The sequence below is a fragment of the Lacibacter sp. H407 genome (assembly GCF_037892605.1).
GTDB lineage: Bacteria > Bacteroidota > Bacteroidia > Chitinophagales > Chitinophagaceae > Lacibacter.
Genome location: NZ_JBBKTU010000001.1, coordinates 1,353,163 through 1,366,142, shown reverse-complemented (window position 1 = coordinate 1,366,142; position 12,980 = coordinate 1,353,163). Strand labels below are relative to the sequence as shown.

General features: G+C 41.0%; 14 protein-coding genes. 11 read left to right on the top strand and 3 right to left on the bottom strand.

Going from position 1 to position 12,980, the window contains the following annotated elements; all coding sequences use genetic code 11:
* Window positions 1-26: 26 nt before the first annotated feature.
* Window positions 27-1,964 (bottom strand): glycosyltransferase family 2 protein, encoded by a 1,938-nt coding sequence (locus WG989_RS05920; protein ID WP_340428010.1) that lies wholly within the window; start codon window positions 1,962-1,964, stop codon window positions 27-29.
* Window positions 1,965-2,037: 73 nt separating this feature from the next.
* Here WG989_RS05920 and WG989_RS05915 point away from each other — a divergent pair, with 73 nt between their 5' ends.
* The 11 genes from WG989_RS05915 (at window position 2,038) to WG989_RS05865 (ending at window position 10,953) form a co-directional block, all read left to right on the top strand.
* Window positions 2,038-2,817, top strand: a complete 780-nt coding sequence (locus WG989_RS05915; RefSeq protein ID WP_340428009.1) for an inositol monophosphatase family protein — start codon at window positions 2,038-2,040, stop codon at window positions 2,815-2,817.
* Window positions 2,818-2,892: 75 nt separating this feature from the next.
* The gene (locus WG989_RS05910; RefSeq protein ID WP_340428008.1) at window positions 2,893-3,285 is read left to right on the top strand and encodes a four helix bundle protein; all 393 of its coding nucleotides are present in this window, start codon (window positions 2,893-2,895) and stop codon (window positions 3,283-3,285) included.
* Window positions 3,286-3,306: 21 nt separating this feature from the next.
* Window positions 3,307-4,341 (top strand): thiamine-phosphate kinase, encoded by a 1,035-nt coding sequence (thiL, locus tag WG989_RS05905; protein ID WP_340428006.1) that lies wholly within the window; start codon window positions 3,307-3,309, stop codon window positions 4,339-4,341.
* 8 nt (window positions 4,342-4,349) lie between these two features.
* Window positions 4,350-5,849, top strand: coding sequence for a S41 family peptidase (locus WG989_RS05900; protein WP_340428004.1), 1,500 nt, complete (start codon window positions 4,350-4,352; stop codon window positions 5,847-5,849).
* A 19-nt stretch (window positions 5,850-5,868) separates the two neighbouring features.
* Window positions 5,869-6,165 (top strand): hypothetical protein, encoded by a 297-nt coding sequence (locus tag WG989_RS05895; protein ID WP_340428003.1) that lies wholly within the window; start codon window positions 5,869-5,871, stop codon window positions 6,163-6,165.
* 135 nt (window positions 6,166-6,300) lie between these two features.
* A complete protein-coding gene (locus WG989_RS05890; RefSeq protein WP_340428002.1) occupies window positions 6,301-7,002 on the top strand; it encodes a response regulator transcription factor in 702 nt (233 codons plus the stop codon).
* Between the two features lie 32 nt (window positions 7,003-7,034).
* A complete protein-coding gene (locus tag WG989_RS05885) occupies window positions 7,035-8,414 on the top strand; it encodes an ATP-binding protein (protein WP_340428001.1) in 1,380 nt (459 codons plus the stop codon).
* Between the two features lie 219 nt (window positions 8,415-8,633).
* The gene (locus WG989_RS05880; RefSeq protein WP_340427999.1) at window positions 8,634-9,134 is read left to right on the top strand and encodes a hypothetical protein; all 501 of its coding nucleotides are present in this window, start codon (window positions 8,634-8,636) and stop codon (window positions 9,132-9,134) included.
* Between the two features lie 18 nt (window positions 9,135-9,152).
* Window positions 9,153-9,632 carry a hypothetical protein gene (locus tag WG989_RS05875; RefSeq protein WP_340427998.1) on the top strand — a complete coding sequence of 160 codons (480 nt, stop codon included), beginning with the start codon at window positions 9,153-9,155 and terminating at the stop codon, window positions 9,630-9,632.
* Complete coding sequence (locus WG989_RS05870; RefSeq protein WP_340427997.1) at window positions 9,613-10,437, top strand: YoaK family protein; 825 nt, start codon at window positions 9,613-9,615, stop codon at window positions 10,435-10,437. The genes WG989_RS05875 and WG989_RS05870 overlap by 20 nt, the downstream gene beginning before the upstream one ends.
* A 186-nt stretch (window positions 10,438-10,623) precedes the next feature.
* Window positions 10,624-10,953 (top strand): hypothetical protein, encoded by a 330-nt coding sequence (locus WG989_RS05865; RefSeq protein WP_340427996.1) that lies wholly within the window; start codon window positions 10,624-10,626, stop codon window positions 10,951-10,953.
* A gap of 28 nt (window positions 10,954-10,981) precedes the next feature.
* Here WG989_RS05865 and nagA read toward each other — a convergent pair whose 3' ends face one another.
* Both nagA and WG989_RS05855 read right to left on the bottom strand, forming a co-directional pair.
* Window positions 10,982-12,097, bottom strand: coding sequence for an N-acetylglucosamine-6-phosphate deacetylase (gene nagA / locus WG989_RS05860; protein WP_340427995.1), 1,116 nt, complete (start codon window positions 12,095-12,097; stop codon window positions 10,982-10,984).
* A 6-nt stretch (window positions 12,098-12,103) separates the two neighbouring features.
* Complete coding sequence (locus tag WG989_RS05855; protein WP_340427994.1) at window positions 12,104-12,973, bottom strand: nitrilase family protein; 870 nt, start codon at window positions 12,971-12,973, stop codon at window positions 12,104-12,106.
* Between the last annotated feature and the right edge of the window lie 7 nt (window positions 12,974-12,980).

Genomic DNA, 12,980 nt, shown 5'->3' with positions numbered 1-12,980 from the left:
GTTGACAAAAGTAGTAACTCAGGGCCTTACTTACTGCCTAATTTTTGATAATTCGTAAAGATGATCTTCAGGTCGTAAAGCGGTTCATATTCCCTTGCATACCATTCGTCGGCCAATAACAACCCTTCTTCTTTTAATGTATATCGGCTGTGAGGTAAACCCGCAGGGCCAAGTATTGATGGATGTATTACCGGCAATTGCGGACGCATAGCTGAAAACCCGATCCACGTTTTTTGGTTGAAGAATACCTGAAGACTATTTTGCAAGAACCCAACCGGATTTTTATGAATGATAAAATGAATTGGAAAACTCAATAAAAAAAATAATGAACTGCATAGATCGATCAACCGTTTTAAACGCAGGTTCACCGATTGTGATAAACGATAATGTTGATGATGCAACACCTCGCCTGCTTCGTTTTTCGAATCGCTGGCAATTATGCTTTCACTTCCTTCGGCGTGTAACCGGAGTTTTACCTGCTTGCCTGTTTGTTCATACAACTCAATGATCTGTGCAAACGAAAGTGAATTGCTCTGGCAAAGGATGAGTTCATTTGCTGGTGTATTTTGCAACAACTGTTGTAACTCGGCAACGTTTCCCAATGCATGCTCTTCGTTCAACGGACTCACAAAACCCTGTATGGTTTGTGTTCGTCCGTATTGATGCAGCAGATTGTTTACTTTTTGCAGATCTTCTTCCGTGCCGGCAACCAATGAAAAATAATCATCTTCTTCCACTGCTCTTTCCAAAACATCTGTTTTCAGTAACAGCCTTCGCCATACATACAACAGCACATAACTGAAAAATGAACCCATCAACACCATCCCTCTTGAAAAACGATATTCTTCCGGCAACAATGAATAAGCTGCCAGAATGATGAGCAATGAAATAAACGTGGAGCGCCAGAGATTTTTATATCGAAACTGTTTATCGTACAACCCTGTGTAATAACTCACAATTAAAAACAGGAAGGAGAAAACGATGAACGAGATCCATAATAATTTGTTTTGATACACAATTTCCGGACGAACAAATTTCGTCCATACAAATTTCGACAGCAGGTAACTGAAAAAGATCAGCGCTGCATCTAACAGCGGAAGTCCCACACGTTGAATAAACCGCTTTACTAAACTCATGAACGCTCTTACCCAAATTGCGGCATTGATGAGCGTTGTAAACAATCCGGCACTGGACGATGAATAATGTTTTTGTACAAACCTGCTCATTGCATCGTAAAACATCCGCACATAATTCGCTGATGCTTTTTTGGTACTCTCCCCTTTAAAGTGAAGAATAGATCGTTCGCTGAAATAATAGTTCTTGTATCCGGCTTTTTGAATGCGATAACTCAGGTCCACATCTTCTCCATACATGAAAAAGCTCTCATCAAAACTTCCAACCTCATCCAGCACTTTTTTCGGAATCATCATAAACGCACCTGCCAATACATCTACTTCATGATTTTGATGTTCATTCAAATAGCCAAGATGATAGCGGCCAAAGGTTTTTGAATGCGGGAAGATGTACGATAATCCGCTCAATTTATAAAACGAAGTGGCGGGCGATGGAAATGAGCGCTTGCTCTCCGGTAAAAACTTGCCACTTCCATCCAGCATGCGGATGCCTAATGCCCCGGCATTTGTTGTTTGTTTGAAAAACGAGATACATGCTTCAAAGCAATCTTCCGGCACAACCGTATCGGGGTTGAGAAACAAAATATACTCACCCCTTGCATGTTTCAATGCCTGATTGCACGCCTTTCCAAAACCAACATTTTCAATATTCCATATAAAACAAGTGTTCTTGAATTTTGGTTCCAGGTATTCACGGCTTCCATCGGTTGACGCATTATCCACCACCAACACCTCTGCTTCCATGCCATCCACAGCCTTGTGCACCGAAAGCAAACACTGCTCCAGGAAGAATTTGACATTGTAATTGACGATGATAATGGAAAGTTGCATGGGCTGATAAAGCCCAAATCTAAAATCTAAAATCTGCAATCTCAAATCTGTATTGCCGGGGTTATCTTTGCGCATGCTTAAACAAACCCTCATTGAAGCCACAAAGGCTGGCGCAGCACAACTCACTCATTTTTTCAACAACGAGTTTGCAGTTCATCACAAAGAAGGCGTCAACAATCTTGTAACCGAAGCCGATCATGCAGCTGAACGGGCTATTTTTGAAGTGATCCGGAAAAATTTTCCTGAACATTATATATTAAGTGAAGAAGCCGGCGAAATTGTACAAGACTCTTCCTACAAATGGATCATCGATCCAATTGATGGTACGGTCAACTTTGCCAACGGTATACCCATTTGTTGTGTAAGTATTGCAGTGGAGCACGGAGGGAAAATGATTTTAGGTGCTGTGTACAATCCATTCATGAACGAATTCTTTTTTGCAGAACGTGGTCAAGGCGCTTATCTCAACGATAAACAGATCCATGTGAGCAATCAGGATCAACTCATCAAAGCCTGTTTGGTAACCGGTTTCCCTTATACGTATCTGGATATGCCGAATGGTCCGTTGCAGGTGTTTGAGCGTTTCATTCGCAAAGGAGTGCCCGTTCGCCGATTAGGAAGTGCTGCCGTTGATCTGTGTTGGGTCGCTGCCGGTCGCTTTGATGGTTTTTATGAACATAAATTACAAGCATGGGATAGCGCTGCCGGTTTTTTAATGGTGGAAGAAGCAGGCGGTACTGTTACCGATTTCGAAGGCACTCACTACTCGCCGTATCAACCGCATTTGGTTGCAACGAACGGGAAAATACATCAGGAGTTGTTGGAGGTGGTGAATAATAAAAAGGTATTGTAAGCTTATGTTTTAACTATGCAGTTTCAGCGAAATTGTAGATTTTAGATTTACGATTGCAGATTAACCTGAAACATCATGGATAAAAACGAATTAAAAAAGCGCACAAAAGAATTAGCAGTACAAACTGGCTGGTTATGTATGAAACTACCGGTTAACTTGATCAACAAGTCGCACATTGCTCAGCTTGTAAGATGTTCAGCATCAAGCGGAGCAAATTACAGGGCTGCTTGCAGGGCTAAATCAAAAGCAGATTTTATTAATAAGCTACGAATAGTAGAAGAAGAACTGGACGAAAGCATGTTCTTTTACGAACTGCTGGCAGAATTCAATCATGAATTTAAAAGCGAATTAAGAGTATTATACAAAGAAGCGAACGAGTTGCTCTCAATTATAATTGTATCAATCAACACCTCGCTGAAGAATATTGAAGCTGACAAACAAAAAGCTGTAAAGAATCTGAAATCGTAAATCTAAAATCTGAAATAAGAAATGAGTGAAGAACGTACAGAACTATCAACCCTCGGTGAATTTGGCTTGATAGAGCATCTTACAAAAAATATTGAGCATCAGAACGCATCTACTATTTTGGGTGTGGGCGATGATGCAGCTGTGATCGATCATTTCGGAAAACAAACGGTGGTAACAACTGATCTTTTGATGGAAGGTGTCCATTTTGATTTGATGTACACGCCATTGAAACACCTCGGTTACAAAAGTGTAGTGGTGAATGTGAGCGACATCTATGCCATGAATGCAACACCTACCCAAATTACCGTGAGCATTGCAGTGAGCAACCGTTTCAGCCTGGAAGCGCTGGAAGAATTTTATGACGGCGTGTATGTGGCCTGTGAAGAATACGGAGTAGACCTTGTTGGTGGCGATACCACTTCTTCCCAAAAAGGATTTGTGATCAGCGTTACTGCCATTGGCGAAGTGGCGCCTGACAAATTTGTAAAACGCAGCACAGCTAAAGTGAATGATCTCATTTGCGTGACCGGTTATCTCGGTGGTGCCTATTTGGGCTTGCTTTTGCTGGAACGTGAAAAGAAAATCTTTCTTGAAACAAAAGGCGTACAACCCGACTTAGAAAACCGGGATTATATTGTTGGACGTTTATTAAAGCCGGAAGCACGAAAAGACATCATTGAGTTTTTTGAAAAAGAAAATATTGTTCCTACTGCAATGATGGACATCAGCGATGGACTCAGCAGCGAAGTATTACATATCTGCAAGCAAAGCGGAGTAGGTGCTGTCTTGTACGAAGACAAGTTGCCCGTACATCCGGATGCAAAAGAATTTGCGTATAAGTTAGAGATCGATCCTACCGCCTGTGCTTTAAGTGGCGGTGAAGATTATGAATTGATCTTTACATTGTCGCAAGCAGATTATGATAAAATAAAAGATGTCAATGGCATTCGTGTGGTAGGATATGTGGCCGAACAAAAAGAAGGCGCTCACATTCTTACCAGAGGCGGTAATAAATATGCATTAACAGCTCAGGGCTGGAATGCATTTGGAAAATAAATTGTGCAATGAAGAACATCACCTTTTTTACGTTGCTGATCCTTGGCTATCTGCTCTCGTCCTGTTCCGCAACGGGTAATCTTAACTATACACCTGAACGGAAATACAGTCCCGATCAGTTGCGGGAAGATGTGGAGGTAATGGAAAAAGCGTTGAAAGAAAATCACCCATCGCTTTATTGGTATTCATCAAAAGAAGAAGTGGATGCTTCTTTTCAAAATGCATATACTCGACTCAATGATTCGCTCAATGAAATTCAGTTCAGGACCATTGTAGCAGAAACATTGTTCCCCATTCGTTGCGGACATACCAGTGTGCGGTTCTCAAAAAACTATTACAACTATACAGAAGGAAGACGTTTAAAAACCTTTCCCTTGTTGGCGAAAGTAATTGATGATTCATCGTTGGTCGTAACCATCAACCTCAATCGCAGAGATTCCATTATCCGGGTAGGTACACCCTTACTTTCCATCAATGGTTTATCAGCAAGATCGATCATTGATTCAATGCTGCCGTTGGTATCGATCGATGGGAATGCAAAAAATTTCAGTTATCAAAACCTCAGCAATAATTTCACTACGTATTACAATATGCGTTTTGGATTACAGAAGAATTATGCTGTTGAATTTATTGGGTTCAATGGACTGAGCCGGCAATTAAACTTGCCTGTATATGATCCGCAAGCCGATACGTTACGACGCAGACCTTTTACTTCTACTATTCCTGCGCCGGCTCCGCCAACTCCCACCATAACTGATCGGGAGCGCCGTTTACAACGCACACGAAGTTTCAATATTGATTCAACGGGTACATTCGCTTCGTTACGCATCAACAGCTTCAGCACCAGTTTGAGTAAACATTATTTGAAAAAAAGTTTTCGTCAGTTAAAAAAGAAACAGATTCAACACTTAGTAATCGATGTGCGTAACAACGGCGGTGGATTAATTAAAACATCACTTTGTCTTACCAGGCTTATCAAACAGGAGCCGTTTATTTATGCTGATTCCATTTATGCAACACATCGAAAACTTCGAACCGATGCACGGGTGTACAAGCGATTCATTTATAACCTTGGTTTGTTTTTTCTGAGTAAGAAGAAAAACGACAGCATGTATGCGTTTAAATATTTTAATAATAAACAGTACAGCCCGTTAAAAAACAGATATACCGGACAGGTTTATGTACTCACCGGCGGTTATTCATTTTCTGCTACTACATTATTTGCTGCCGCTGTAAAAGGACAAAAGAATGTAACGATTGTGGGCGAAGAAACCGGCGGTGGTTATTATGGAAACAATGGAGTGTTTATTCCGGAAATGATTTTGCCGAACAGTAAAATGCGTGTACGTATACCGCTGTACCGTATCGTGAATAATAAAAATTATCCCAAAGACGGGAAGGGTGTGCTGCCCGATGTGGAAGTGAAAGCCAGTGCAGAAAGCATTCGCCGTAACATTGATCCCAAAATGGAGAAAGCACTGGAGCTGATCATGCAACGGAAAAGCTGACACAACTGTCAATGAATGTATGAAGCAATTCCTTCTCTCATTTTTTGTATTCATTCTTTTTAGCGCCTGCCAAAAAGATCAACTGTGTACCGATGGTGTGATCCGTTGGGGAGGCGAACCTGCAGTTGATGGGTTGGGCTGGTATTTTGAATCGGCCGATCTTCCACGAATCGTTAAACTGAAAGATATTCCGTCAAGATATTTAACCGACAGCCTCGCAGTTTCAGTTTGTCTTATCAAAACAAACGAAAAATATCAATGCTTTTGTGCAGAACCAATGGATGTGTATGAGGTGAAACGCATCGGTAAACGATAAATATCTTTTACCGATCGCACCCGCATACCGATCATTCTTTAACGTCCTTTTACTTTTTTATTCTGGCTTAACAGATACCTTTGCACAGCAGTACAGCATACTGATGACTGATGCTGTTAAATGTGTGAAGCCATCATGAAAAAAATATTACTGGTTGAAGATGAAACACATGTTGTTTCGTTTATCAAAAAAGGACTTACTGAGGAAGGGTTTGATGTAACAGTTGCATTTGATGGCACCACAGGGCTACAGCTGTTTGATGCCAATTATTTTGACATAGTGATCCTCGATATAATGTTGCCCGATAAAAACGGGCTGGAAGTTTGCCGGGAGATCCGTAAAACCAACAACTCCATACCGGTTCTTTTTCTAACAGCACTGGGCACTGCAGAAAACATTGTGCTGGGCCTTGAAACTGGTGCTGATGATTATCTCGTAAAACCATTTAAGTTTATTGAACTGGTAGCCCGCATCCGAACATTGCTTCGCCGCTCATCAGACAATTCAAACTCGTTGCCCGAAATACAGGAAGAGCATGTATATCGGTTTGCTGATCTGGAGCTGAATGATTATACCAAAACAGTTACACGTGATGGTAAGGTGATTTCACTTACCACAACCGAATACAGGTTGTTGCTGTATTTCATGAAGAATAAAAACAAAGTGCTTTCACGCATTGATATACTGGAAGAAGTGTGGGGTGTAAATTTTGACATCGGCACCAATGTGGTGGATGTATATGTAAATTACCTCCGCAAGAAAATCGACAGCTATGCCGATCAAAAACTCATTCACACTGTTATAGGAATGGGATACGTGTTGAAGGATAACGGATAAACTCCCTGTTTCACTTTTAAACTACGGTACTGATGAAGATACAGGTCAAGACCATGCTCATTCTGTTAACAGCTTTTTTAACCATCATTTTGCTGTTTAGCGGATTTGTGTACCTCTCAGTTTCAAACTATTCCTACGAAGATTTTTACAAGCTGCTGGAAATTCGTGCCGTTACTGCAGCCAAAGTTGAACTTGATCAGGACGAAGGCGCCGCACAAGCCGGTATCAAAGATCTGCGGAACGAATTTTTCGAAAAACTTCCGCAGGAACAGGATCGGTTTTTTCGCATATCACCGGGCGAATCATTTGCTGAAGAAGCAAAAACAATTGGTATCCCGGTTTCTTTTTTTAATAATGTGCTGAGCGATGGCAAAGCAGAGTTCAGCAAAAACGGAATGTTTTACAAAGCCATCCGTTATAAGAGTAAACAAGGCGAGTATGTAGTAGTGGCATCAGCACAAAATTATTTTGAACTGCATCACTCTGCCTATCTGCGCCGTACTCTTGTGTTTGCCATAATTGCTGCATTTTTATTCTCTGCACTTATTGCGTTGTATTTTGCAAAATTTGTATTCCGCCCGTTGCGAAAAATTACAGACAGTGTGAAAGAAATCAGTTCTGAAAATCTGCATCTGCGTCTCGATCAAACTAAAAGCAATGATGAATTGGCAGAACTTACACGAACGTTCAACAATATGCTTGACCGTATTGAAACATCATTTGAAACACAAAACAATTTTGTAAGTAATGCATCTCATGAGTTACGTACACCATTAACAGCCATTATTGGTGAAGCAGATGTAACCTTATCCAAAGTGCGGAAAACTGAAGAGTATATTGAAACCATCACCGTAATTCTTGATGAAGCTGAAAAACTGGATCGAAAAACCAAGGCCTTGCTCTTCCTTGCGCAAACAGGTTTTAACGGTAAGAGTCAGAAGTTTGACAAAGTGCGGATCGATCAGTTACTATGGGATGTAAAAGAAACGATCGAAAAAATAAATCCCCGCAGTAATATTCATATTGATATGAGTTTGCTGCCTGAAAATCCTTCTAAGTTAAAAGTAAAAGGCAACGAACAGTTACTGCATCTTGCATTGAGCAATATTATCAGTAATGCATGTAAGTACAGCGATTATAAAGTGGTACATGTATCGATCGGCGCCTCCGATCAAAATGTATTCGTCATTATAAAAGACCAGGGCATTGGTATTCCTGATAGTGAGCTGAAATATATTTATGATCCGTTCTTCCGGGCATCGAATACACTCAAGTATGAAGGGTATGGCATCGGGTTGCCGCTTACACGAAACATCATCCGTCTTCACCAGGGAGAGATCATTGTTTCGTCCATTATGCAGCAGGGAACTACTGTGCAGATCAATCTTCCGGTAGGGCAATACGAATTGTAAGTGCAACTGTACAACCAAAAATTAATCAGCATAAATTATAATGTTGAAAAAACGGCGCTGTTCGGTTTTATATCCTTCAACAAATTTTACAGTCCTGTTGAACTTTTAATTTGATTTTAATTTAATCACTCATATTCTAATAGCATTCTAACAGTACCCTTACATCATTTTAATGACCCGGGTACATTTTTGCACTCTAATCGCAAAACAAAAAATGCTATGGAAAAAACAGTATTAGTCCCTACAGATTTCAGTATTGCCTCTTTGAACATTGTAAAATCCTATCTCAATGAGCAGGATCGCAATACAAGAATCAACATTGTTCTGTTGCATGGTATGCACCAGAGCGATTCCATTACAAATCTGCTTTTCTTTTCCAAATCAAAGGTGTTGGAATCACTCACCAATCCTGCGTTTGAAGAAGCATTGCGTGTATTAAAAAATAAATACGCTTCGCAGGTACGCATTATGCGCAAAGACATTTTCACCGGCTTTACACAAGCAGCGTTCAATCAGTTTGCTGAAGCAAACCGGATCGATGAAGTATGCTTACCTATTCTTTATAATCCGCAATTCAAGAATCGCAACAGCTTTGATCTGCTGCCTTTTATCAAAGCAAGCAAATTGAATATTATAACGATTGGTTCGGCAATTGAAGTGCCAATGCCTGAAAAAGGAAATGTGGCCGAGTTGTTTACGAACCGTGTATCAATGGGATAACGTTTAAATTTTTTTACAATGAAACTTTGGTTGATCTATATCGCAGTGTTTGCACTGGGGCTCACGGGTTTTACAGTGATGATGAGCTCAGCCGCCAGTCCGGAGAAAGTTATATTGGGGCCATGGGATGAAAAAACGTGGATGTATGAAAACAATACATCCATTGGTGCCGATATTATGGCTGCCAGTAAAACAACAGCAACAAACAGCCAGCCCGCTTTTTCATTACACGAAGCAGAGAACTGGGAATTTTTACCCGATGGTAAACTTCGACTGACCGTTAACGATGAGATTCAACAATTAACATGGACCATCAAAGGAAGAGGTCATGTTTTGCAAATTAAATATGCGGATGGCCATGTAGAAAATTACCAGTTAACTGAGTTAAATAAAGACAGAATGATACTGGACGCCGAATCGGATGTGCAGGCCAGGGGCATTGCCCGCTTAACGTTTGAACGGAATAAAACAAATACCTATGCTCAGGAAATTCAGTAACAGCAGAACGTTGGGAGATAACATCAGGCTTGGAGTTTTAACCGCATTTTCAGCAGGGATGGTCAATATTGCATCATTGCTATTGTTCTTCTCGTTCAGCTCCAACATTACAGGACACTTCGCCATCCTTGCATCGGAATTAGTGAAAGGAAACTTATATCAGGGAGCGGTGGTGTTTGCCTGGATCTTCCTGTTTTTCTTTGGAAGTTTTGTATCCAACATGTTCGTGATACACTTGAATAAACGCAATGCGTATGTAGCGCATGCATTGCCTGTAGTATTAGAAATACTTTGCCTGGTGGCCGTTGGTACCTATGGATCATTTTTTTATAAAGAGACATTAGCTGAAACAGAAACGTTGTTATCTCTCATGCTGTTTGCAATGGGTTTGCAGAATGGGTTAACTGCCAGCATTTCCAACTTTGCAGTTAAAACAACTCACCTTACCGGTACAACAACTGATCTTGGTATTCTCTTTTCGATGTTTACACGAAAAGAATACCGCCAGAACAAAGAGTTAAGAGGAAAAGCAAAACTGTTACTGTCCATAGCAGCCGGTTATCTGGTGGGTGCAGTAGCATCAGGCTTTACGTACATGTACATGGGCTTTGGTTTGTTTTATGTAGTGAGTTTATTTTTGGTGGTGGTGATCTTCTATGATTTCTACAAATTAAAATTATCACGCTACCTGAGCAATAAACGATCAAAAATGGAAACGGAACAATTGGAAACAATTGCCAAACCACTTCCAAACATACCGGAACATAAAAAGAAACGAACGCAGGAAGAAGTGCCCGCCTATTAAAGGCTTTGTATATTTTCCATGTTGATCAGGACTGCGGTATTCATACTGTGGTCCTTTTTATTTGTATCCGGTTGCGGAAAAACGAACCAATGTGACGATTTCTAAAAAGTTGAATTTCTTCGTAATTTGCTTAACGAACACAACGGTGGTTTCACCAGTGATTCGTTGAACTGAGAAATTCTGTATATGAAAAAAATGATCATTTCGCTGTTGCTCCTGATTAGTTTCAACGCATGTATAAAACCTGTACAACCGAAACTTGATTTTTGTGCGGATGGTCATATTTTCTGGGGTGGCGACCCCTCAGCAAATGGAATTGGCTGGTATTTTTCAAATGGGAGAACAGGCAACTGGAAATTTTACCAGGTAAAGGATACTGAATTAGCTGCAGAATTTAAAAGCCCGGCCGATTCGGTTGCAGTAAATATTTGTCTTGTTTCGACAAAAGACCAGGCTCCCTGTCCCTGTGTTGAACCAAGCTATTATTTCAGAATTAAATCGATCAGAAAAAGATAACTGCTGCAGAAGAATTGATTGATTCAGATCAATTACAAAAAACACCGTTGCGAAACGCTGCTTTAATTTTTCGTTCGTTGGAAAGAACAATAAGATCAGCTTTAAATCCCTCTTCAATTTTCCCTAAACCCTGCAGCTGTGCTGCCCGTGCCGGATAAAGCGAAGCCATACGTAACGCTTCATCAAATTCAATACCCGCTTGGTTGATACAATTGCTCACTGCTTTTATCATGGTTAGTGCAGAACCAGACAATGTTCCATCAGGTAATACATAACGATCATCTTTCAATACATGTTGATAAGCCCCTTCGCTTGTTTCGGTTACTGCATCGGTAATTAAAAACAAACGCTCCTGCATCATTTTTTTGCTGATACGTACAGCCGCAAACGATGTATGAAAACCATCACACACAATACTGCTGTGTGCAGTTGCATGATCATAAATGGCACCCACCATTCCTAATTCTCTTCCCTGCAATGGAGACATCGCATTGAATAAATGCGTTGCAGTTGTAATGCCTTTGTTAAAACCTTCAGTTGCCTGTTGATACGTTGCATTACTATGCCCGGCTGAAACAATGACGTTGTTATCAAGCAACAGTTGAATCACTTCATCACTGCATTGTTCAGGTGCAAGCGTCATCATCTTTACAATGCCTTTACTTTTCTCCAGCAATAATTTTACTTCATCAAGTGTGGGTTGTTTGATGTGTTCCAATAAATGTGCGCCACGTTTTACCGGATTAATGTACGGTCCTTCCAGATGTAATCCCAACAAACCACTGTTTGGATTTTTATGCAGAAAATTTTTTGCAACATCAATCCCTTGCAGAAAAATGTCGATACTGTTGGTGGCCATCGTTAACAGGAAACGTGTACAACCCCCGCTTACACAATAAGCATCTGTTGCAACGATTGCTTCTTCATTCAACGCTTGTGAAAACAGCAATCCGTTGCCGCCATACAATTGCAGATCAATAAACGCAGGCACTAACACATTTCCCTGCAGATCGTAACGATCGATATCAGCAGGAAGATCAGCTGCTGGCAATACCGCTTCAATCAGCCCCTTGTTTACCAACACTGCATGGCCGTTGACAAAACGATCGCCCGTAAAAATTGTTCCGTTGTAAAATGCCAGCATATTCGATCAGGGGAGAATGCTGAACGCATCTCCATCTTTTAAGAAAGGAAGTTTATGACGTATCTCTTCGAGTTTTTCTTTGGACAGCGTAATGGTATGAATATCTTCTTCATGCTCTTTTTCATACAATACTTCACCCATGGCATCAATCACCATACTGCTGCCACTGTGATAAACACCGTTCCCGTCATCACCTGTTCTGTTTACGCCAATAACATAACATTGGTTTTCGATGGCTCTTGCCGTGAGCAATGTTTTCCACGCATGCACTCTTCGTTCGGGCCAATTGGCAACATAGATCAATACATCATACTCAACCTCACCCCCCGCCCTCTCCAAAGGAGAGGGAGCTTGCTGCCTTGCCCAAACCGGGAACCGCAGATCATAACACACCTGCAAATTGATCTTCCAGCCATTTACCGAAGCAATTAAACGTTTGGTTCCTGCAGTATAATGTTTGTCTTCATTTGCATACGCAAACAAATGACGTTTATTATACACACCATGTTGGCCATTCGGTAACATCCAGATGAGACGGTTGAAATACTGGGTCGGCCCGGCTTCGCCGGTCTGACCACTTTCGTTCGCTTCAATCGTTTGGCCGCTTGGAGCGGCCTCACTTATCATCAAACTACCGGTAACAATCACCCGCTTTTCAGCAGCGATTTTTTTCATCCATTCAACCGTAGGACCATTCATGGGTTCTGCCAACTCTTCGGGCTTCATACTAAACCCTGTATTGAACATTTCAGGAAGTACAACGATCTGCGTTGGATGTTGGATAGAATTGATCTTCTCCTCCAGCATCTGCAGGTTGGCAGCTTTATCTTCCCAATGAAGATTGGTTTGAATAAGTGTGAATGTGAGATGGCTCATGCCACGA